Consider the following 20,475-nt stretch of genomic DNA (forward strand, 5'->3'; position numbering starts at 1 on the left):
GAGAAGCGCATGGCGAACATTCGGGATATTGCTAAGTTGACCGGTTATTCGGTCTCAACGATTTCACGAGTCATCAATAATAATCCTTATGTGGATGAGCAGAAGCGTCAGGAGATTTTGCGGGTAATGGAACAAGTCAACTATATCCCGAATCATACTGCACGTGTACTAAGCTCGGGAAAAACGAAGAACATCGGAGTGATTCTCCCATTTGTCAATCATCCGTATTTTGATATCCTTCTAAGCGGGATTACTGCAAGTGCTTTTTCCCGTGGGTATAAGGTGACTTTGTTGCCTACCCGCTATGAACCAGAAATGGAAGAAAAGTACCTGCAGGAATTTGCGGCAAAAGGGTTTGATGCTCTGATTATCACATCGAGAGCAAATCCGCTCGAAAAACTATTGCCCTATCGTGCTTATGGCCGTATCGTTTTTTGTGAAAAGATCGACTCTGTCCAAGATGGTTGCACCTATATCGATCGTGAGCAATCCATTCGGGAAGTGTTTGCTTATTTGAAAGAAAATGGTATCGAGCGTATTGGAATTACACTTGGAAGAAGTCGTAAGCTGAGCAGCAATTCGAAGATCACAGTTCGTTTGTGTCAGGAATATTTCCCAGCTTTTACCGAAGAATTGATTTTTTGGGATTGTTTGACGGAAGAAGATGGGCGAGAGGCAGCCGCTTTCTTTGCTGATAAAAATGTCCAAGCGATTTTTACCAATGGGGATCAGGTAGCTGCTGGTATCAAATTGGCTTCTTCCTCCGAACGACTACTTATTGGCAGAGACAATTTATTTATTAGTGAAGTTCTTCAATTGTCAACCATCGACTATCATTTGCATGAATGTGGAGAAATGGCGTTGAAGTTAGCAATCCAGGAAGAACAAGGGTCCATCCGGATTCCTTATACGTTTATCAAACGAAGAGGACTTGAGCACACATAATGCGGCTCAAGTCCTTTTTATTGGTCATTAATCTGCGTAATGAGCGATGACTGCCTGTAAACAGCTGGCTGCGCCTTGGCCTGCTTTTTGATCGTAATAGTCAGTAAAACGTGCATCATGAATGTACATTTCACCTAAACTGCGATGATAATCGGCAGAATAAAATGGCGCTGCAAGCTGCAGCCATTTTTTGTGCAACTGGAAGGCTGTTTTTGCCAAAGAAGAAGTCACGTCAAATGGCTCTTGTACCACTTGTTTCAATGTTTGAATTAGTTCGTTTTCGGTTTGTTCCAATTCTTGGTAGGTTTCAAATGACATGTTCTGCCATTTTTGATTGCTTTGTTCAACGACTTCTTCCCCATAAGCGGCACGGATCTCTTCGCCATAGGTTTCTTCATTGGCTGCGAGTTGTTGTTGTTTAAAATAAGTGAATTTTTCTTTATCTGACATAGTCTGTTCTCCTTCATAATAATTGATTGTTTGGGCTAATGTTGTCAATAAGCGATCAAGCGCTGCTCGTTCCTGAGACAATCGGTTGTAATGAGCAACCAACAGTGTTTGAACATCTTGTTTGGGATCATCTAGCAAATGACGGATTTCTTCTAGAGGGAGGCCAAAGGATTTAAAGTACAAAATCTGTTGCAGACGATCCACTTGCTGTCCCCCATAAATACGATAGCCGGCTGAATTGATCCTTTGTGGTTTTAATAATCCGATTTGATCATAGTAGCGCAATGTACGGCTGCTGACGCCAGAAATTTTAGCCAGTGCTGTTATACTATATTCCAAATTTCTCCCTCCTTATGCTCTCATCATAAAGGTTTACGTAACGTCAATGTCAACAAAAAATTTTTTGCTTCGTCAAATTATGTTATAATTATAGCAAAGAAAGGAAGATTCGATGCAAATAGTTTTTTCCGATATAGACGGGACATTTCAGGAAATGGGTCAGCCTGTCCCTGAAATCAATAAAACAGCGATCAACTATCTGAAAGCACAAGGCGATCATTTTGTTTTTGTGACTGGTCGAGGGTATGATCTGGTAGAAGCACTGATGATAGAAGAAGGAATCTCCTGTGATGTCATCTTTGGCAATGGCGCCGGCTTGAAGTTGGAAGGTCAGGCGCCTGTTTTAGCCAATTGTTTGCCGCTAGCTACCTTAGAAGCGGTGACAGCTATTTTAGAGAAAGAAAATGTTTTTTATTTTCTGCACACCGATCAAGGAGTGATCTGCAAAGATCCTGCGGATTATCAAGAACAATTGACCGCATTGACCAATAAATTAGTTACAGATCTCGGTGAGAGAGGGGCGATGATTGCTGAATACAAGCAAGCCTATTTTGTGCATGACTGCATTCATGCACCGGATCTTTTAGCCTACATTCAGGAACGGCCGACGATCAATGTCCTAAAGATCGAACTGATGGAAGCATCGGATGAAAAGATCGAACAGTTGCGTCTATTGCTGCAGACTGAACCAGTCAGTGCGTTTCAGTCATTTGTTCAGACATTGGAAGTCGTTGATCCCTTAGCAACAAAAGGAGCCGCGATCACGAATTTTATGCAGGCTTTCCCTCATGCAAAGAGTTTTGGGATCGGGGATGGTGAGAATGACTTAGCCATGTTTGAAGTGGTAGATGTCTCTGTTGCAGTAGCCAATGCGAGTGAATCGATCCGTAACGTTTGCGATCGTATGATTCCTAGTGCAGCTGACGGCGGAGTCGGCCAATTTATCATGGATGAACTAATACGAGAGGATGTTGTATATGAAATTGATTGAAACACCAGTCAACCAAAATTTGAATTTGGAGACATTTTATCCGGTCATCTCAAAATTTATTTTTGATAAAGTCGCGATTAAATACTACAAACTTTATTCTCTTGATCGAACCCAGATCATGTATGTGGATACTTTTGACAAGATCACACTGGTTTTGATCAACAATAAAAAGAAGATCAGCCGCGGAGAAGTGGATACAGCGATTCATCGCTTACTAAAAGTTGACCGCAAGGATGTCACTGTAGATGTTAATATCCGTAAAAAGATGGAAGCAGCGGGAGTCAAGTTTGCGAAACCTCGCAAAGATATCATCCTAGTTCAATTAGCAGTTGATTAACCATTAGCAGCCTGTGTTATAAGTTGAAGCAAGACCCAATGATTCGAGTGAAACTGGTGGAATACCCCATCGTATCATGAAGTTTTTCGGTCTTTTTCTAACTTATGGCACAGACTTTTTTTGAGGAAAAAAACAAGAAATACTTTCTTTTTTTATTTTTTTGCTATAATAGGGAGAAGTAAGTATGAGGGAGCAAAACGATGCAAAAATTATTTAAAGATGATAGTTTCACTTTGCATACTGATCTCTATCAGATCAACATGATGCAAACCTATTGGGAATTAGGACGTGCGGATTTGAATGCAGTCTTCGAGTGCTATTTCCGTGACATGCCCTTTGAGAATGGCTATGCTATCTTTGCAGGGTTAGAACGCTTAGTCGATTATTTGAACAATTTGACCTTTTCAGATTCAGATATCGATTATTTAAGAGAAATCGGCGGATATCCGGAGGCTTTCTTGGATTATCTGAAAGAATTCAAATTTGCCTGCACGGTTCGTTCAGCTTTAGAAGGCGATCTCGTCTTCAACAATGAGCCGATCATTCAAGTTGAAGGACCTTTGGCACAAGCTCAATTGATCGAAACAGCCTTATTGAACATGGTTAATTTCCAAACATTGATTGCAACAAAAGCTGCTCGGATCAAGTCTGTGATCGGAGATGATCCCTTATTAGAATTTGGGTCTCGTCGTGCGCAAGAACTGGACGCAGCGATTTGGGGAACTCGTGCGGCTTATATCGGAGGTGCGGGTGCCACAAGTAATGTTCGAGCAGGCAAGATCTTTGGCATCCCTGCAAGCGGGACGCATGCTCATTCTCTTGTGCAATCCTATGGCAATGATTATGATGCCTTTATGGCGTATGCCAAGACGCACAAAGACTGTGTCTTTTTAGTCGATACGTATGATACATTGCGCTTAGGTGTACCAAATGCGATTCGTGTCGCAAAAGAACTAGGGGACCAAATCAACTTTTTAGGAGTACGGATCGATAGTGGAGACATGGCTTATATCTCCAAAAAAGTCCGAGAACAACTAGATGAAGCTGGCTTTACAGAAGCTAAGATCTACGCATCAAATGATTTGGATGAAAGCACGATTCTAAGTCTAAAAATGCAAAAAGCCAAAATCGATGTTTGGGGTGTCGGTACAAAGTTGATCACCGCCTATGATCAACCGGCATTGGGAGCCGTTTATAAACTGGTTTCGATTGAAAACGAACAAGGCGAAATGATCGATACGATCAAATTATCCGGTAATGCTGAAAAAGTTTCTACACCAGGCAAGAAACAAGTCTGGCGTATCACACGTAAAAAAGACGGCAAGTCTGAAGGGGATTATGTGACTCTTTGGGACGAAAACCCCCAGGAAGAAAAAGAGTTGTTCATGTTCCATCCGGTTCACACCTTTATCAATAAAACAGTGACAGATTTTGATGCTCGACCTTTGCTGCAAGACATTTTTGTAGAAGGACAGCAAGTCTATCAATTGCCGGATCTTGAACACATCAAAGCCTATGCTACAAATTGTTTGGATTCATTATGGGATGAGTACAAACGAGATTTGAATCCGCAAAAATACCCAGTCGATCTCTCTCAAGAGTGCTGGAATCACAAGATGCGGACCATTGAAAAAGTGCGTACGCAAACCAAAACAGAAATTATTTAATTGGTCCTAGAAAGCTAGGACCAATCTTCAAAAAAATTAGGAGGCGTTTCTATGACATTGCAACAAGAAATCATTCGCGAGTTAGGCGTAGTTCCAACAATTGATGCGAAAGCAGAGATTCGTAATAGCATTGAATTTTTAAAAGCATATCTTCAAAAAAATCCCTTTTTGAAAACTCTTGTTTTAGGGATCAGCGGTGGACAAGATTCAACACTGGCTGGTCGATTGGCTCAGTTGACAATGGAAGAAATGCGCAGTGAGACGAATGATCCCAATTATCAGTTCATTGCGATCCGCTTACCTTATGGAGAACAGGCTGACGAAGAAGATGCCAAAAAAGCCATCGAATTTATCAAACCGGACATTACATTACGAGTGAATATCAAAGCAGCCGTTGATGCGCAAGTGGCAGCCGTCGAAGAAGCTGGCTTACCTGTTTCTGATTTTAATAAAGGCAACATCAAGGCACGTCAGCGGATGATTACTCAATATGCCGTTGCAGGCGAAAAAGCTGGCGCTGTTTTAGGAACAGATCACGCGGCCGAAAACATCACCGGTTTCTTTACAAAATTTGGTGATGGCGGAGCTGACCTCTTGCCGCTATTTCGGTTGAATAAACGTCAAGGACGTCAATTGTTGCAAGAATTAGGAGCGCCGGAAGCACTGTACAAAAAGGTTCCTACTGCTGATTTGGAAGATGGCAAACCAATGATCGCTGACGAAGTAGCACTTGGTGTGACTTATGATGAGATCGATGATTACTTGGAAGGAAAGACCGTTTCACCAAATGCGCAACAAACGATTGAAAATTGGTGGCGCAAAACACAGCATAAACGGCATCTGCCAATATCAATCTTTGACGACTTCTGGAAATAAATCTTTTTTACTCTGTGATGGTTTTTGATCCATCGCATCTAGGAGAAAATAAATATCCGAACGATTTATGAATGAATTTTTTCCGAGAGGCCTCGCTGTATGGCTCAACGAGGGCTTCTGGAATTCATAGATTGTTCGGGATTTTTTGTTTTTTTTGTCTTAGTCATAACTCTCGTCAAGGAAGAATGGCAAGAATAAAAAAACAAAACAAGCAAACGGCTCTTTACATTCTAAATCACAAAGCATAAAATACAGGTTATGGTTAGAAAAGGAGGAATGTCCTTCGTGAAAAGAAAGATTCATCCCAATTTGAAGTTGGCAATAAAACTAATCGCTAGTTTTATTCTGATCATCTTTAGTAATCTATACCTACAATGGTGTCAAAACAACCTTTCTGTTGAGCTAGCATTAAAATTTGCTTTTTCTTGGCATACAGAAAAGTTTTTCTTAGCTTGTCTGGTGCTGCTGCTTTTCTACGGATTATTGGCAAGTCTTGCTGGCTCGCTAGGAGTCGGAGCGCTGTTCTATAGTATTGTGATCGGGATCTTGGGTTATGCAAATTACCTCAAGATGGCTTATCGTCAAGAACCAATTTATCCAGATGATTTGAAAATGATTACTCAGTTTGACTTGCTGCATACAATGATCGGAACTGGACCTTTCGTTTTGGCGATGCTTTGTGTGATACTCGCATTGGGAGCAATTATCTGGAGTATTTATCGTAGCCGTAAATTATCAAAAAAGAAACAGATCCTCAGAGGGCTGACAATGCTCGTTTGTACAGTTGGTTTAGTTTATGTTTCGCATTTTAATGACAGCAATAATCTGCTTAGAAAAGCGTATAACCGGACCGCATTATGGATTCCTTATTCACAAAAAATGAATTATTACAATACCGGTTTTATTGGTGGGTTTCTATTCAATCTACGAGTGGAGGCAATGGAGAAACCAGCAGATTATTCTGAAGCTGCGATAAAAGAGATCGCAAAAAAATATACCGCGGAAGCTGCCGAAACAAACAAAACGCGTGACCAAGAAGCGCCAAATATCGTTTATGTCATGAGTGAAAGTTTTTCTGATCCAAGTCATCTAAAAGGACTGACGATCACGGGAGATCCGTTAAAGGATTATTATGCGGTAGCCGATCAAACGATCAGTGGGAAAATGTTGTCGCAAAATTATGGCGGTGGGACTGCAAACATTGAATTTGAAGCATTGACCAGTTTTTCAATGGGGCTGTTGAATCCGCAAATGACCACGCCCTACACGATGTTAGTGCCTAAATTGACACAATTGCCTTCAGTGGTCTCATTCTTGCAAAAACAAGGATATGATGCGACTGCGATCCACCCCTATGATACATCGATGTACAAACGTAAAGATGTCTATGATGTGATGGGTTTCCAAACCTTTTTGGATCAAGACACGATGACTTACACGGACAAGATCGAGAACAATCCTTATATCTCGGATGCTTCTACTTATAAAGAAGTTCTGTCTCTTTTGTCAGATGAGAAAAAGCCGCAATTCGTTCACTTGGTGACGATGCAGACCCATATGCCTTATGAAGGAAAGTATCAGACATTAGATTATCAAGCCGCAGGCGATGGAAATAGGACTGCTCTTGAAAATTATCTGCAAGATGTTTCTTACAGTAGTACCGCACTAAAAGACTTTATTGAACAATTGAAGCAGCTGAATCGAAGAACAGTAGTCGTTTTCTGGGGGGATCACCTGCCAGGCATCTACTCGGATGCGATTAAAGATCAAAATGATACTGCTGCGCTGCATGAAACGGAATTCTTGATGGTGGATTCTGATGGAACCTTTTCAACTGACACTGTTCCGGTAACGAGTCCCTTTTACTTTGCACCTAACGTGTTGAATGAAAGTCAGCAACCAATCAATGGATTTTATGCGTTGCTGCTAGCACTGCAAGAAAAATTGCCGGCTTTTGAACACGGGCAATATTACCAAGGCGAACAGTGGCGGAGTGAGCTAAGTTTAGATGCGAAATCACGGCAGCTCTATGAAGACTATCAGATGATTCAATATGACATTTTACAAGGAAAACAATATAGTTTACAGACAGATTTATTTGGCTAAGAAAAATTGTCTAACATAAAAAGGCTGTGACAAAAGAAGGATCAAGGAAGAAACACGTTGCTCTTATTCAGAGTAGGCTGGTTTCTTCGCTAAAAGTCTTTCTTTTGTCATAGCCTTTATTTATTGAGCAATCCTAGCGATGTGTTTTAAGCAGCATGTCTTTACTAAGGATCACAGATTTCTTGTAGGTCATTATAGATCTTGCCAAGTCCGTTGCTGATTGAAGTAAGCTGCTTCATTTTCAGCCTGTTCAACGATTGATTTCGGATAACCAAGCACTCGCAGTAGGGCAATCGCATTACGGCTTGTTGAAGGACCTTGTTTGACCTTATAGTCAAAAGAGATACCGTCATCGGCTGTGACTTGTTCAGAAAAATGGATATTGCTGCAGTCATTTTTCAATATTTCAGTCAGTTCAATATCATGAGTCGCAATAAAAGCCAAACTTGGATAACGGCTCAACCAATGAATGATACTAGCAGAAGCAGCGATCCGCTCAATCGTATTGGTTCCCTTCAGTATCTCATCGACAAAGCAATAGCAGCGTTCTTTTTGCTGAACTTGTTCCAACAATCGTTTGATCGACTTGATTTCTGCAACAAAATAGCTATCGCCCTCAAACAAATCGTCTTCGACCGCCATTGAGGTCAACACATGACCAGGTTCCATCGTAAAGGATTCAGCAACAGCTGTTTGGACAGTTTGCGCCAATAGACAATTGATAGCGATGCTTTTGACATAGGTCGATTTGCCAGAAGCGTTCGACCCGGTTACCAGTGTATTGGTTTGCCAGTCGACATCATTCATGACAGCTTCAGCCAGAAGGGGATGATAGGTCCCTTTTGCGCTGACCGTTCCTTTTTTGAATTCAGGGATACAAGTGATCGGCATATAGGTACGGAAATTAAGGATCGCGCAAGCAATTTCCAACTTGCCTAACAATTCCCATAATGCGATCGCTTGTTGATTGTATCGAGCCAATAAGGTAACGACGTAATGGTACGAGATAAAAGGCAGCATAAAGATGATATTGATGTATTCAAAAAGCATATCGCCTTCACTGCCATTTTTTGAACGAAAAGAAACGCCGAATCGGGGGATTTTTTTCAGAGGCAGCAGTTCTTTTTTGATTTGCTCTTGTAATGGTGTGGCAAGTTTGGCAATCTTGTTGCCGCAGGCCACTGTCTGAACTAGATAGCGCATACTGTTGAGTTCTGTTTCTAATGTGGCTTTTTTGATCGAATAGTAAACCGTATTAAAGAGGACGCTTATCAAAATCACTGCAATTCCTGGCAAAAAGCCAAAAGCTATCAAAATCAGCCCAACAATCGGCAAACAGCCCAATAAAATAAAGACAGGCAAGTTGCCAATACTTTCTTTCTTCCCTGATGCCAGATAGTTTTTGGAAAAGTTATTATCCAGTTTCCCAAGTTGGGCAAAGGTATATTGGGTATCTTCGCGAATTTTTGGATTGGCTGCGAAAAAATCAATTAACGCGGTCAGCTGTCGATCCGGCTTAAATTGAAAGTTGCGCAACTGCTGATAGAGAGCTTCAGAACCTACACTGGAGTAAGTACTGTTGATCATTTCAAAAACCTCGAATAAGTCTAAGTCATACCAAGTAATGTCATCGATCTCACTATCATGGGGATAAAAATCTTTCTCTACCATCCAGGCCTTTTTGAGGCTTTCTTCTTTGTCAAAGCGAGGCTGACGGGGGAATTTTCCCCATTCTTGTTTGACGCGACGTCTTAATTTTATTCGGTTCCAAGTATCTAAGCCAATAATAAGTGCACTAACGAACAAGATAATCAAGATAACCATATATTTTGCGTCCATGTTTTTCTCCGTTTCTAGGAGCAAAAGCAGGATCTAGCTCCTGCTCCTTCCAAGTTAATTGATTTTACGCAAGACATCGTAAATGCGTGCGATGTCCTGCGTTGTTCCTCGCAGTTCAAAATCAGCTAGAAATGGAATCTGGAACTGTTCAGCATATTGTTTGGCAGTCAGGCAGTATTGATAATTGAAATTTTTGTTGCCGCTGCCGATCACACCGCGACAATAGCGGGCATTATCCGCATAATCAATATACTCCCGCATGGTTTCTGTCAAAATTTCCTGATCCCCATTATCTACGCCGTTGCCGCCTTCAAGATAGGTCGGCACAAACACGACAAAAGGTTCGCTTTCTTCTTCGAAAATGGAATTGTCATCAATTTCTTTGACGGACCATTCTAGAGGATGCGCTGTTGGCTGCTGGGCGGCATAGTCCATTAGTCGTTTGACAAATGCCCGGGTATTTCCTGAGATTGAAATATAAAGTAGTTTCATGTCATCACCTTCCGTATCCAGTATAACAGAATCAAAATAAAATAGAGCAGGTCTTTTGTAGCCAAAGGAAGGAAAAATAGGTAAACTAAGTAGATAGAAAAGGAGTGAGCATATGTTTTCTGAGATGCATCATGTGGCCATTATTGCCAGTGATTACCAACGAGCAAAATCATTTTATGTCGACAAATTAGGATTTAAGGTGATCCGTGAGCACCATCGTCCCGAAAAAAACGATACCAAAATCGATTTGGCTTTTGGCTCATCTGAGATTGAGTTGTTTATCGTGGATCAACCACCTAAACGAGCAAGTTATCCGGAAGCAACCGGCTTACGACACTTGGCTTTTCGAGTAACAAACATTGAGAAAGTGGTAGCAGAACTTGAAACAAAAGGAATTACGTGTGAGCCGATTCGCTTTGACAGCTTTACGAATAAAAAAATGACATTCTTCCAAGACCCAGATGGGTTGCCACTGGAACTACACGAATAGTATCGAGGATTCATTCGAAACGCAACGACACTTTTTTACTTGGGATGACAAGAAAATGCTGTTATTCTGAAGAAAACACAAGGAGGAGAAAACGTGATTCGATTTGCACAAAAAGAAGATCGTTTTGCTATGGCGAAACTTGTTTTAGTCATTTTAAAAGATATGGAATTACCGTTTGTGGCAGAAATAGGAGAAGAAAAAACGCTCGAGATCTTGGCTGAAGCGATGTTAGAGCCTGATTATCGTTATGGTTATACCAGAGGATTGGTCAATGAAATCGATGGACAAGTGGCTGGGGTTGCTTTTGGTTACCCAGATAAAGATGAACCTACCATTGATGAACCGTTAACGAAGATTCTGGAGTCCTACGGTTTGGATAAAGAAATGAAACTGTTCGTTGATCAAGAAACGTTGCAGAACGAATGGTACTTAGATACCATTTGTGTCGATGAAAAATTCCGCGGAAAAGGGGTTGGCTCAGCTTTATTGGCTGCACTGCCAAAAATTGCCCAACGAGATGGCTATACCACAATTGGTTTAAGTGTCGATAAAGCCAATCCACACGCCAAACGACTCTATGAACGTCACGGTTTTCAAGTGGTTGCTGAACGAAAGATCAGTGGTCATCTATATGATCATATGCAAAAAGAAACCAGTTGAGTATCTCAGCTGGTTTCGTTCGTTAATCGTAACTCCAAATGTTGCTGGGTCTTGCGTTTGCGATTGTAGAGCCAATAATCCATAATCGCAGCAATACAAATGCAAACTGGCGCATCCTCATCGTTGACCACATCGATCACATAATAATCGCCAGTCAATAGTGTTGCTTTATCCATTTCCATGATCTTCTTGTTGAAATGATGGATCGCATACCGATGATTGTAGATATCCCCATGGACAGCCCAATGGAGCTGTTGGATATAATAAAAATCCCCAGGCCAGTTGAAAATTTTTTGTAACGTACCTACTTTTTCAAAGTCCTTGTAGATCTCAAATCGTGTGCCAAAGGTAAAACTGATTTGCTTAATACTGGCGACCAGTGTGCCGTCCAAACGATAGAGGGAAAGTGCATCGCCTTTAGTTCCCCAGCGCCCGACCATCAAGAATAACGATTTGCCCTTTTCGTCTTTAACGATCGTTCGCGTGATACTGCTGAGTTGTCTGTCTTGAATAAAAAATTCCGACATATCTACGCCTCCTCTTGTATCCCGAAAAGCTGCGTCAATTATAAATTCTCATCGATTGCCCGAATAATTGCTTTGCCGACTCCTGATTCAATGTTAGTATCCGTCAGATACTTCGCATATTCTTTGACTTCGATTTCCCCGTTACCCATAGCAAAGCTGACACCAGCAAGCTGTATCATGCTGACATCATTCAAGTTGTCACCAATCGTCATGACATCCGACAGTTGAATCGCTCGCTCTTTAGCAACGTGTGCCACCGCGATCCCTTTTTGGGCATTGCGATGATTGATTTCAATATTGTTTTGTCCGGAAGAAGTAACCACTAAGTCGCCATAACCATCGATTTCTTGTGTGATCGGTCCTAAAACACGCGCGCCATCTTGATGGAAGCAAATGATTTTTAAGATTTCCAGATCTTCAATCGCAAACAGTTCATTGAAGTCTTTGACATAATTGATTGGAAGAAAAGCTAGTCGTGCAGCAGTCATGGCAATGGCCATTTTGTGGGTCAGATGGGGCATTGCTTCTGCTGTATGGATCGCAAAATTCTCGATTCGGCGCGTCTGGCTTTCTGAATAAATGCCATTGCTCGTGGAAATCTCAAAATAAATGTCTTTTTCTCTTAATAAGTCCATCAATGAACGGGTTTTTTCTTTAGAAATAGGAACGGTGAATAAAGAAGTTCCTGATTTGTCAAACACTTGTGCACCATTAAGTGTGATCATAGCACAATCAATACCGGCTTCTTGCAAAGGCGGCAGAGCTTCTTTCCGGTTGCGCCCAGTGGCCACCATGAATTCGACTCCTTGGGATTGGGCATATTTGATCGCTTGGATATTTTCTTCTGAAATCTGCATGTTGGCGTTTAGTAAAGTACCATCCATATCAGAAGCGATTAATTTTATCATTGTCAGCGTCCTTTCTTATGGTTTCTATAGAATAGTGTACCACAAATCAGCAATTATTTTTGAGAATGTCTTCTTGTTTCTTAGGCAGATCTTTTGTTATCCTTAACTAAAAGCAAAGGAGCGAGACGATGAGAAAGATTTTAGAAAATGATTGGCAAGAAGTTTTGCAAGCTTCATTCGATCAAACCTATTACCAACAGTTACGGGAATTTTTGAAAGTAGAATATGCAACACAGAAGATCCACCCGGCAATGGACCATATTTATGAAGCACTGAAGCTGACTCCGTATCATGAAGTGAAAGTAGTGATCTTAGGACAAGATCCATATCATGGTCCGCATCAAGCCCATGGGTTATCTTTTTCAGTCCAACCCGGAGTACGGATTCCGCCTTCTTTACGCAATATCTATAAGGAATTGCAAAGTGATCTAGGCATCGCGCCAGTCTCTCACGGTTATTTGGTTCCTTGGGCGCAACAAGGAATTTTACTACTAAATACGGTGTTGACAGTTCGTGAAGGACAGGCTTATTCGCATCGAGGCAAAGGATGGGAACGATTGACAGATACTATCATCGAAAAACTGAATCAACGGGATAAACCAGTGATCTTTGTATTATGGGGAAAACCAGCCCAGCAAAAGAAAGCGTTGATCGATACGAAAAAGCATATCATCATAGAATCTCCCCATCCAAGTCCGTTATCTGCCAGTCGTGGTTTCTTTGGATCGAAACCATTTTCAAAAATCAATCAAGCATTGATTGCGTTAGGTGAAACACCCATCAACTGGCAATTACCAGAAAAAATAGTACAGGTGTGAAACTGTAGTAGTGCAGAAGAGACAGACTGTGAATTGTGTAACAAAAATTATCTTTTTCGATTAGTACAGCATTTTTATCTGTTCTTTTTTTTGCAACTATTGTACAATGTAAGGGTATAAAAAAACTGGAGGTCTTTACCCGTGGAACTATTCGAAAGTTTAAAATTTAAAATCGTGCGTCGTCATATCAAAATCGTTTTCCCAGAAGCAACGGATCCTCGTATCCTTGGTGCAGCAAGCCGTCTACGTTCAGAAGAATTGGTAGAACCAGTTTTGATTGGTAACCCTGCTGAGATTGAAAAAGCAGCGGAAGCTCGAGGAATCAACATCGCTAATTTTGAGATCCTAGATCCTGAAAACTATGACCGGTGGGATGAAATGGTCGAAGCTTTTGTTGAGCGCCGAAACGGCAAAGCAACAAAAGAGCAAGCCGAAGAAATCTTAAAAGATGTTAATTATTTTGGTACGATGTTAACTTACATGGGGATCACTGAAGGAATGGTTTCAGGTGCGATCCATTCAACGGGCGATACGGTTAGACCTGCATTGCAGATCATTAAAACAAAACCAGGCGTGAGCCGCACAAGTGGTGCCTTTTTGATGGTTCGTGGTCGTGATCAAGAAAAATACCTATTTTCTGACTGTGCCATCAATGTGAACCCTTCTGCACAAGAATTAGCAGAGATCGCTGTTGATTCAGCAAAAACAGCGGAATTATTTGATATCGATCCAAAAGTTGCCATGCTTAGCTTCTCGACAAAAGGTTCAGCTAAAGCACCAGAAGTCGATAAAGTGGTTGAAGCAACAAAAATTGCCCAAGAATTGGCGCCTGAGTACGAAATCGATGGTGAATTGCAATTCGATGCTGCTTACATTTCAGCTGTCGCTCAATTAAAAGCACCAGAATCAGAAGTAGCTGGTAAAGCAACGGTCTTTGTCTTCCCAGATTTACAATCTGGAAACATTGGCTACAAAATCGCACAACGCTTTGGTAACTTCGAAGCAATTGGACCAATCCTGCAAGGATTGAACAAACCAATCTCAGACCTTTCTCGCGGATCAAACGAAGAAGACGTCTACAAACTATCCATCATCACAGCAGCACAAACATTGATGGATAAATAAGATAACTAATCAAACAACCAAGCCGTTCCTTTTGTCAAGGAACGGCTTTTTGCTGCGAATCACAACGATTGGCTTGCATAGCAAGACAGAGTTGATGATGAGCAGTACTAGGCGACCAAAGGGAGCGTAGTAACCTCCAGCCTGAATCACTGCGATTGGCATGCGAAGCAGAGAGCAGATGATGAGCAGCGGGGACCAAAGGGAGCGTAGTAACCTTCAGCCTGAATCACAACGATTGGCATGCGAAGCAGAGAGCAGATGATGAGCAGCGGGGACCAAAGGGAGCGTAGTAACCTTCAGCCTGAATCACTGCGATTGGCTTGAGAAGCAGAGAGCAGATGATGAGCAGCGGGGATCAAAGAAAGCGTAGTAACCTTCAGCCTGAATCACTGCGATTGGCTTGCGAAGCAGAGAGCAGATGATGAGCAGCGGGGACCAAAGGGAGCGTAGTAACCTTCAGCCTGAATCACTGCGATTGGCTTGCGAAGCAGAGAGCAGATGATGAGCAGCGGGGACCAAAGAAAGCGTAGTAACCTTAGTATGAATCACAACGATTGCCCTTAGAGTGGCATGGAAGTCTACTTAGCGCAACAAGTTTGGAAACAATTGCAGGCAAAGCAAGATGAGGGGCGTCGCTTCCAAAAATACTGCCCACAGCATGATAAAAATGGCTTTTCTTTCAAACTCCTTGCGACGGTACGCTCTTTACTTTTGTTTCTAAAACAAGCTATACTAACTACTAACAGCAAGTGAAAAGATAAAGGACGGATCAAACATGATAACGATCGCTGATTTAGATGCAACAGAAAAATTTGCCGAAGTGATTGGCAGAGTGGCCCTGCCTGGAGACAATTTGGTGTTAACTGGGGAACTGGGAGCCGGTAAAACGACGTTGACCAAAGGGATCGCTCGAGGTCTGGGGATCAGTCAACTGATCAAAAGCCCAACCTATACGATTATTCGTGAATATACTGAAGGTCGGTTGCCACTCTATCATATGGATATTTACCGGGTAGAATTTGGCGCATCAGACTTGGGATTAGATGATTATTTTGAAGGTGATGGTCTTTCTGTGATCGAGTGGGGAAATCTTCTGGAAGAGTCTTTACCGGAAGATTATTTGGAACTGATTTTGGAAAAAGATAATACAGAAGAGCAAAAACGTTTTGTGAAATTGCTTACATTTGGTCCGAAAGCTGAGGCTTTCCAACAGCGTATTTTGGCGCAATGGGAGGCAGATAATGAGTGACATTCATTTGACGTTGCGTGAGGCTCGGGGCGAAGATGCGGCAGAACTCTTGGCAGTCAGTCAAAAGATTGGTCAAGAAACTGACTTTTTGGTCATGGATGAAACAGGCCTCGCCCTGCCTGAAGCAATGTTGGCACAGCAACTAGAAAGCTTGTATGAACAAGACAATCACCTCCTATTGTTAGCCCTTGATGGAGAACGAATTATTGGTATGGCTTCTATCAAAGGTTATTCGGAATGGCGCATGGCCCATGTAGGAGAAATAGGTCTATCGATTTTAAAAGACTATTGGGGAATGGGCCTAGGGTCACTTCTTTTAGAAGAATTGCTTGAATGGGTCAATGAAGTAGGGTTGTTGACACGCTTGGAGTTGACGGTCCAAGTGCGCAATGAACGAGCTATCCATTTATATCAGAAGTACGGATTTGAAATTGAAGGTTGTATGAAACAAGCCGCCCAAACAAAAGATGGGCAACGAATTGATGTTCTAATGATGGCAAAATTAGTTGATGAGGAGTGAGAAGGATGATCCTGCTTGTTGAACCGGCCCTAGCAGACAAAGAACAGTTAACAGCTTATCGCGCATCATTTTTAGAAGACAATGAAACTATCCACGGAGGTTCTGGGCTAGAAACAGCGGAGACAATCGAAAAATGGCTTGAACTGCAAGAAGCCTACAAATCACCGGCAACTGTTCCTGCTAGTCATGTCATTAGTCGGGTTTATCTTGCAAAACAAGCAGATACAGTCATCGGAATCTTGAATCTGCGGCTAGAGCTCAACGACTATTTGCTGCAGCAAGGCGGTCATATCGGTTATTCTGTGAAAAAAACGTATCGCCAAAAAGGATATGGGACAGCAATGCTTGCTCAATCCTTGTCGATTGCCAAAAGCTTCGGAATAGAAAAAGTACTGGTGACATGCGATGCTCACAATCAAGCATCTGCTAAGGTCATTGAAAAAAATGGTGGTCAATTAGAAGATATATGGATCGATCCGGTAAATGGGAATAGTACTTGTCGTTATTGGCTTTCAACAAATAACTGAAAGACAAAAGAGTAAGAAAGTAAGAAGAAAAGTAAAAAACTGATACTCATTTTACGAGTACCAGTTTTTTTAATGGGTCGATCCCAAAATCGTTTTCTTGACGTAATAAGATCTGAGCACAGGCACGACTATCTTCAAGGGCATCGTGGTGATTCAGCAAAGGAATCTGCAGCTGCTGGCAGACAGTATTCAGCTTGTGATTCTCGAATTCAGGATAGAGCTTGCGGCTTGTACGTACTGTACAGAGTGAAAGATAATTTGGCTGTTCTATCCCATAGTAATCAAGACATCCAGCTAAAACGCCAGTATCGAAACCAGCATTGTGGGCAACGATCAGACTATTGAGATTATAATATTGCTGGATTTGTTTCCAAATGTCAGGAAATTTAGGAGCATTGACGACGTCTTCCGGATGAATGCCATGGATTTGGATATTTTTCCAAAAGAAATCTGTCTCCGGCTGGATCAACGTGTAGTATTCTCCAACAATTTTACTGTCCCGAACCATGACTAATGCCAATGAACAAGCACTGTGCTTTTGATAATTGGCTGTTTCAAAGTCCATTGCGATAAAATTCATTGCCTTCACCTCAAAGCTATTCTAGCACAAATCTTTGAAATGAAAAGATACAAGATTTTTTTGACAGGATGGCCGATAGGACACAGCGAAAGAATATGGTAAGCAATTAGTTTAACTGCAATTCGACGGGGCAATGATCACTGCCTAAGATTTCTGTATGGATTTTTGCATCAACCAGGCGGTCATTTAAATCGTCTGAAACAACGAAGTAATCGATGCGCCATCCAGCATTATTTTTGCGCGCATTAAACCGGTAACTCCACCAAGAATAAATCCCTTCAGCATCGGGATAAAAGTAGCGGAAAGTATCCGTAAAGCCTGCTGAAAGTAAGGTTGAAAATTTTTCTCGTTCTTCAGGAGTGAAGCCGGCGTTTTTTTGGTTGGTTTTCCAGTTTTTAAGATCAATGTTTTGATGAGCGACGTTCAAGTCACCGCATAGGATAACTGGCTTTTGCTGTTTCAGATCGGTCAGATAGGCACGAAAAGCATCTTCCCATGTCATGCGATAATCGAGACGACGCAATTCATTTTGGGCGTTTGGTGTATAGCAAGTGACTAAAAAGAATTCGGGGTATTCCAGTGTGATCACCCGGCCTTCGGCATCATGTTCCTCGATGCCAATCCCATAATGGGCAGTAAGTGCCGGTTCTTTAGCAAAGATCGCTGTACCAGAGTATCCTTTCTTTTCTGCATAATTCCAGTATTGCGTGTATCCTGGCAGATCCAACTCGATCTGCCCTGCTTGCAGCTTCGTTTCTTGCAAACAAAAGAAGTCTGCATCGAAGGTCTCAAAGGCTTCTAAAAAGTTCTTTTTGACGATTGCTCGTAAGCCATTCACGTTCCAAGAAATAAATTTCATATTTGTCCTCCTCGGTTCAACTATATTTTCCATTCTACCGAAAAAAAGTGTAAGATTAAAGCAAGACGTAACGTTTAGGAGGAATCAGTCATGAAGATCGGTGTTATCGGGTTAGGAAATATTGCACAAAAAGCATACTTGCCAAGTTATATTGCATTGCAGGATCAAGCGGATTTTTATTTTGCCACCCGGCGTGAATCCGTTCAGAAAGAATTGCAGCAACGCTATCGGTTGGCGCATATGTACACTAATTTAGACGAGCTGATCGATCAGGGAATCGAGGCTTGTTTCATTCATACAGCTACTGGCAGCCACTATGAGTTGATCAAAAAATGTCTGACAGAAGGAATCCATGTCTTTGTCGATAAACCGGTCAGCGAGAATTTTGCTGAAGTAGAAGAATTGTTTGCTCTAGCTAAAGCAAAACAAAAGTTGTTGATGGTCGGCTTCAATCGCCGTTTTGCCCCGATGGTCGATCAATTAAAACAAATTCCGGATAAGCGGATGATTTATCTGTCAAAACACCGGCAAGCTGCTAGTCATGATACCAAGTATGTGATCTATGATCTCTTCTTACATTTGGTGGATACTGGTGTCTATTTATTGGATGAACCGATCATCGCGCATACTAGTCAGATCAAAGAATCAGCGGATGGATTGGAGACGGCCACACTGATCTTGGAAACAGCACATACAACGGCGATTTTGACGATGGATCTCAAGAGTGGTGCCAATACGGAAGATTACCGGATCACCGCCAAAAGCGGAACCTATGATGTGAGGAATTTGACTGCTCTTACGGAGTATGTGGAGGGGAAAAGGGTGGAACATGAGTTTGGCGATTGGGAAACAACGTTGAACAAACGAGGGTTCTATCCATTAGTTTCGGCATTTATTGCAGCAGTCGCCGATCCAACAGCTATCGATCTGCGACAAGCGCAAGTGATAGAAAGTCACCAGCTTTGCCAAGAAATGATCGCTGCCAATCATCGGGCAAAAAGTGATTCTTTAGAGAAGTAGCAACTTTTCAATGAACATGCTAAAATAAGGAAGATGTTTAATGTGAAAGGACTCTTTCTTGTGAATAAAGAATTAATGATCAAGCAATTTCCAGAAATTGCGTTACTAAAAGATGAAGCTTTATTGAATTATACGTATACGAAAACAGGAGGGCCTGCAGATATCCTGGCTTTTCCCAAATCAGCAAAAGAAGTAGAACAAATTGTCGCCTATTGTCGAGAAACTGATACTCCTTGGTTGGTCTTAGGCAATGCTAGCAACTTGATCGTTCGTGATGGTGGGATTCGCGGTGTTGTGATCATGCTATCAGAAATGAATCAGATAACGGTAGAAGATACCACTTTGATCGTCGAAGCAGGCGCGAAGCTGATCGATACAACGTATGTGGCACTCCATGAATCGTTGACAGGATTTGAGTTTGCTTGCGGGATTCCAGGAAGCGTCGGGGGAGCGGTATTTATGAATGCCGGTGCTTATGATGGTGAGATTCAAGATATTTTTGCGTCCTGTGATGTCTTGCTCGCAGATGGCCGCGTCGTGACTATGATGAAAGAAGAGATGGCGTTTTCTTATCGCCACAGTACGCTTCAAGACCAACATGCGATCATTCTGTCGGCTCGTTTTGATTTGGCGCAAGGGGATCAAGATCAAATCAAGAAACGAATGGATGAGTTGACGGAACTCCGTCAGCTGAAACAACCATTAGAATATCCTTCTTGCGGCAGTGTCTTCAAGCGGCCTGTTGGTCATTTCACTGGCAAGTTGATTCAAGACGCCGGTTTACAAGGGTTGAAATGGGGCGGCGCGCAAATTTCTGAAAAGCATGCTGGCTTCATCGTCAATGTCGATCATGCTACAGCGACGGACTATGTGGAACTGATCGCTCATATCCAACAAGTGATCAAGGAGCGATTTGATGTCCAGTTAGAGACAGAAGTGCGTATTATCGGAGAAGAAGCAAAATAATTCAACATGTTCGTAATTGTGACAACGTCTGATGACAAATCGATATCTGAAGAATGAATGTATTGCAAGGCTTCGTAAGGCATCGTTGCGATGTATCGGGAACTTATAGCATTACTTGAATCTTTCAGAACGGTTGTTTATTTGGGCAGTTGTCACATTTTTTATTAAAAAAGGCAATGGGAAG

At 41.9% G+C, this 20,475-nt stretch carries 22 protein-coding genes; 15 read left to right on the forward strand and 7 right to left on the reverse strand.

Going from position 1 to position 20,475, the window contains the following annotated elements; all coding sequences use genetic code 11:
• Nucleotides 1-9 precede the first annotated feature (9 nt).
• Entirely contained in the window at nt 10-945 is a 936-nt protein-coding gene (locus FE005_RS07675) for a LacI family DNA-binding transcriptional regulator (RefSeq protein ID WP_005471706.1), read from the forward strand.
• 27 nt (nt 946-972) lie between these two features.
• Here the strand turns inward: FE005_RS07675 and FE005_RS07680 are convergent, their stop codons facing one another.
• Nucleotides 973-1,734 carry a MerR family transcriptional regulator gene (locus FE005_RS07680; RefSeq protein ID WP_060813627.1) on the reverse strand — a complete coding sequence of 254 codons (762 nt, stop codon included), beginning with the start codon at nt 1,732-1,734 and terminating at the stop codon, nt 973-975.
• Between the two features lie 112 nt (nt 1,735-1,846).
• On the opposite strand from FE005_RS07680, the gene FE005_RS07685 reads away from it, so the two are divergent.
• The 5 genes from FE005_RS07685 (at nt 1,847) to FE005_RS07705 (ending at nt 7,711) form a co-directional block, all read left to right on the forward strand.
• The gene (locus FE005_RS07685; RefSeq protein ID WP_029487224.1) at nt 1,847-2,725 is read left to right on the forward strand and encodes an HAD-IIB family hydrolase; all 879 of its coding nucleotides are present in this window, start codon (nt 1,847-1,849) and stop codon (nt 2,723-2,725) included.
• Complete coding sequence (locus FE005_RS07690; RefSeq protein ID WP_005471710.1) at nt 2,712-3,062, forward strand: DUF1827 family protein; 351 nt, start codon at nt 2,712-2,714, stop codon at nt 3,060-3,062. Before FE005_RS07685 ends, FE005_RS07690 begins: the two co-directional genes overlap by 14 nt.
• A 200-nt stretch (nt 3,063-3,262) precedes the next feature.
• Nucleotides 3,263-4,729, forward strand: a complete 1,467-nt coding sequence (locus tag FE005_RS07695; RefSeq protein ID WP_003127448.1) for a nicotinate phosphoribosyltransferase — start codon at nt 3,263-3,265, stop codon at nt 4,727-4,729.
• 51 nt (nt 4,730-4,780) lie between these two features.
• On the forward strand, nt 4,781-5,605 hold the full coding sequence (nadE, locus tag FE005_RS07700; protein WP_060813626.1) for an ammonia-dependent NAD(+) synthetase: 825 nt from the start codon (nt 4,781-4,783) through the stop codon (nt 5,603-5,605).
• A 276-nt stretch (nt 5,606-5,881) separates the two neighbouring features.
• Nucleotides 5,882-7,711 (forward strand): LTA synthase family protein, encoded by a 1,830-nt coding sequence (locus FE005_RS07705; RefSeq protein ID WP_254697007.1) that lies wholly within the window; start codon nt 5,882-5,884, stop codon nt 7,709-7,711.
• Nucleotides 7,712-7,903: 192 nt separating this feature from the next.
• Here the strand turns inward: FE005_RS07705 and FE005_RS07710 are convergent, their stop codons facing one another.
• Together FE005_RS07710 and nrdI are read right to left on the reverse strand one after the other, a co-directional pair.
• Nucleotides 7,904-9,550, reverse strand: a complete 1,647-nt coding sequence (locus FE005_RS07710; protein WP_138371592.1) for a DNA mismatch repair protein MutS — start codon at nt 9,548-9,550, stop codon at nt 7,904-7,906.
• Between the two features lie 54 nt (nt 9,551-9,604).
• On the reverse strand, nt 9,605-10,042 hold the full coding sequence (gene nrdI / locus FE005_RS07715) for a class Ib ribonucleoside-diphosphate reductase assembly flavoprotein NrdI (protein WP_005471716.1): 438 nt from the start codon (nt 10,040-10,042) through the stop codon (nt 9,605-9,607).
• A 112-nt stretch (nt 10,043-10,154) separates the two neighbouring features.
• Here nrdI and FE005_RS07720 point away from each other — a divergent pair, with 112 nt between their 5' ends.
• A complete protein-coding gene (locus FE005_RS07720; RefSeq protein ID WP_060813623.1) occupies nt 10,155-10,532 on the forward strand; it encodes a VOC family protein in 378 nt (125 codons plus the stop codon).
• Nucleotides 10,533-10,625: 93 nt separating this feature from the next.
• On the forward strand, nt 10,626-11,192 hold the full coding sequence (locus FE005_RS07725; protein ID WP_005471718.1) for an N-acetyltransferase: 567 nt from the start codon (nt 10,626-10,628) through the stop codon (nt 11,190-11,192).
• A gap of 5 nt (nt 11,193-11,197) precedes the next feature.
• Here the strand turns inward: FE005_RS07725 and FE005_RS07730 are convergent, their stop codons facing one another.
• On the reverse strand, nt 11,198-11,719 hold the full coding sequence (locus tag FE005_RS07730) for an LURP-one-related/scramblase family protein (RefSeq protein ID WP_003127456.1): 522 nt from the start codon (nt 11,717-11,719) through the stop codon (nt 11,198-11,200).
• 38 nt (nt 11,720-11,757) lie between these two features.
• A complete protein-coding gene (locus tag FE005_RS07735; protein ID WP_005471720.1) occupies nt 11,758-12,627 on the reverse strand; it encodes a Cof-type HAD-IIB family hydrolase in 870 nt (289 codons plus the stop codon).
• A 128-nt stretch (nt 12,628-12,755) separates the two neighbouring features.
• Here FE005_RS07735 and FE005_RS07740 point away from each other — a divergent pair, with 128 nt between their 5' ends.
• The 5 genes from FE005_RS07740 (at nt 12,756) to FE005_RS07760 (ending at nt 16,866) form a co-directional block, all read left to right on the forward strand.
• Nucleotides 12,756-13,445 carry a uracil-DNA glycosylase gene (locus FE005_RS07740; RefSeq protein ID WP_029487220.1) on the forward strand — a complete coding sequence of 230 codons (690 nt, stop codon included), beginning with the start codon at nt 12,756-12,758 and terminating at the stop codon, nt 13,443-13,445.
• A 141-nt stretch (nt 13,446-13,586) separates the two neighbouring features.
• Nucleotides 13,587-14,570, forward strand: a complete 984-nt coding sequence (gene pta, locus FE005_RS07745; RefSeq protein ID WP_003127459.1) for a phosphate acetyltransferase — start codon at nt 13,587-13,589, stop codon at nt 14,568-14,570.
• A gap of 775 nt (nt 14,571-15,345) precedes the next feature.
• Entirely contained in the window at nt 15,346-15,819 is a 474-nt protein-coding gene (gene tsaE, locus FE005_RS07750; RefSeq protein ID WP_003127460.1) for a tRNA (adenosine(37)-N6)-threonylcarbamoyltransferase complex ATPase subunit type 1 TsaE, read from the forward strand.
• Nucleotides 15,812-16,339 (forward strand): GNAT family N-acetyltransferase, encoded by a 528-nt coding sequence (locus tag FE005_RS07755; protein WP_138371593.1) that lies wholly within the window; start codon nt 15,812-15,814, stop codon nt 16,337-16,339. The genes tsaE and FE005_RS07755 overlap by 8 nt, the downstream gene beginning before the upstream one ends.
• Before the next feature lie 5 nt (nt 16,340-16,344).
• Nucleotides 16,345-16,866 carry a GNAT family N-acetyltransferase gene (locus tag FE005_RS07760; protein WP_138371594.1) on the forward strand — a complete coding sequence of 174 codons (522 nt, stop codon included), beginning with the start codon at nt 16,345-16,347 and terminating at the stop codon, nt 16,864-16,866.
• Nucleotides 16,867-16,912: 46 nt separating this feature from the next.
• On the opposite strand, the gene FE005_RS07765 is transcribed toward FE005_RS07760, so the two are convergent.
• Nucleotides 16,913-17,446 carry a 3'-5' exonuclease gene (locus FE005_RS07765; RefSeq protein ID WP_005471732.1) on the reverse strand — a complete coding sequence of 178 codons (534 nt, stop codon included), beginning with the start codon at nt 17,444-17,446 and terminating at the stop codon, nt 16,913-16,915.
• A 106-nt stretch (nt 17,447-17,552) separates the two neighbouring features.
• Nucleotides 17,553-18,305 carry an exodeoxyribonuclease III gene (locus FE005_RS07770; RefSeq protein ID WP_138371595.1) on the reverse strand — a complete coding sequence of 251 codons (753 nt, stop codon included), beginning with the start codon at nt 18,303-18,305 and terminating at the stop codon, nt 17,553-17,555.
• A 90-nt stretch (nt 18,306-18,395) separates the two neighbouring features.
• On the opposite strand from FE005_RS07770, the gene FE005_RS07775 reads away from it, so the two are divergent.
• Nucleotides 18,396-19,325 carry a Gfo/Idh/MocA family protein gene (locus tag FE005_RS07775; protein WP_103300610.1) on the forward strand — a complete coding sequence of 310 codons (930 nt, stop codon included), beginning with the start codon at nt 18,396-18,398 and terminating at the stop codon, nt 19,323-19,325.
• 60 nt (nt 19,326-19,385) lie between these two features.
• Nucleotides 19,386-20,291 carry a UDP-N-acetylmuramate dehydrogenase gene (gene murB, locus FE005_RS07780; protein WP_003127468.1) on the forward strand — a complete coding sequence of 302 codons (906 nt, stop codon included), beginning with the start codon at nt 19,386-19,388 and terminating at the stop codon, nt 20,289-20,291.
• Nucleotides 20,292-20,475: the final 184 nt, after the last annotated feature.

The organism is Enterococcus sp. M190262, from assembly GCF_005843965.1.
Taxonomy (GTDB): domain Bacteria; phylum Bacillota; class Bacilli; order Lactobacillales; family Enterococcaceae; genus Enterococcus_D; species Enterococcus_D gallinarum.

What these genes read in the sequence shown, in the direction of transcription:
- FE005_RS07770 (WP_138371595.1), bottom strand. Translation starts at nt 18,305, where the DNA reads ATGAAATTTATTTCTTGGAACGTGAATGGCTTACGAGCAATCGTCAAA.
- FE005_RS07760 (WP_138371594.1), top strand. Translation starts at nt 16,345, where the DNA reads ATGATCCTGCTTGTTGAACCGGCCCTAGCAGACAAAGAACAGTTAACA.
- tsaE (WP_003127460.1), top strand. Translation starts at nt 15,346, where the DNA reads ATGATAACGATCGCTGATTTAGATGCAACAGAAAAATTTGCCGAAGTG.
- FE005_RS07765 (WP_005471732.1), bottom strand. Translation starts at nt 17,446, where the DNA reads ATGAATTTTATCGCAATGGACTTTGAAACAGCCAATTATCAAAAGCAC.
- FE005_RS07755 (WP_138371593.1), top strand. Translation starts at nt 15,812, where the DNA reads ATGAGTGACATTCATTTGACGTTGCGTGAGGCTCGGGGCGAAGATGCG.
- FE005_RS07685 (WP_029487224.1), top strand. Translation starts at nt 1,847, where the DNA reads ATGCAAATAGTTTTTTCCGATATAGACGGGACATTTCAGGAAATGGGT.
- nrdI (WP_005471716.1), bottom strand. Translation starts at nt 10,042, where the DNA reads ATGAAACTACTTTATATTTCAATCTCAGGAAATACCCGGGCATTTGTC.
- FE005_RS07740 (WP_029487220.1), top strand. Translation starts at nt 12,756, where the DNA reads ATGAGAAAGATTTTAGAAAATGATTGGCAAGAAGTTTTGCAAGCTTCA.
- FE005_RS07710 (WP_138371592.1), bottom strand. Translation starts at nt 9,550, where the DNA reads ATGGACGCAAAATATATGGTTATCTTGATTATCTTGTTCGTTAGTGCA.
- nadE (WP_060813626.1), top strand. Translation starts at nt 4,781, where the DNA reads ATGACATTGCAACAAGAAATCATTCGCGAGTTAGGCGTAGTTCCAACA.
- FE005_RS07695 (WP_003127448.1), top strand. Translation starts at nt 3,263, where the DNA reads ATGCAAAAATTATTTAAAGATGATAGTTTCACTTTGCATACTGATCTC.
- FE005_RS07775 (WP_103300610.1), top strand. Translation starts at nt 18,396, where the DNA reads ATGAAGATCGGTGTTATCGGGTTAGGAAATATTGCACAAAAAGCATAC.
- FE005_RS07675 (WP_005471706.1), top strand. Translation starts at nt 10, where the DNA reads ATGGCGAACATTCGGGATATTGCTAAGTTGACCGGTTATTCGGTCTCA.
- FE005_RS07720 (WP_060813623.1), top strand. Translation starts at nt 10,155, where the DNA reads ATGTTTTCTGAGATGCATCATGTGGCCATTATTGCCAGTGATTACCAA.
- FE005_RS07730 (WP_003127456.1), bottom strand. Translation starts at nt 11,719, where the DNA reads ATGTCGGAATTTTTTATTCAAGACAGACAACTCAGCAGTATCACGCGA.
- FE005_RS07690 (WP_005471710.1), top strand. Translation starts at nt 2,712, where the DNA reads ATGAAATTGATTGAAACACCAGTCAACCAAAATTTGAATTTGGAGACA.
- FE005_RS07705 (WP_254697007.1), top strand. Translation starts at nt 5,882, where the DNA reads ATGTCCTTCGTGAAAAGAAAGATTCATCCCAATTTGAAGTTGGCAATA.
- FE005_RS07735 (WP_005471720.1), bottom strand. Translation starts at nt 12,627, where the DNA reads ATGATAAAATTAATCGCTTCTGATATGGATGGTACTTTACTAAACGCC.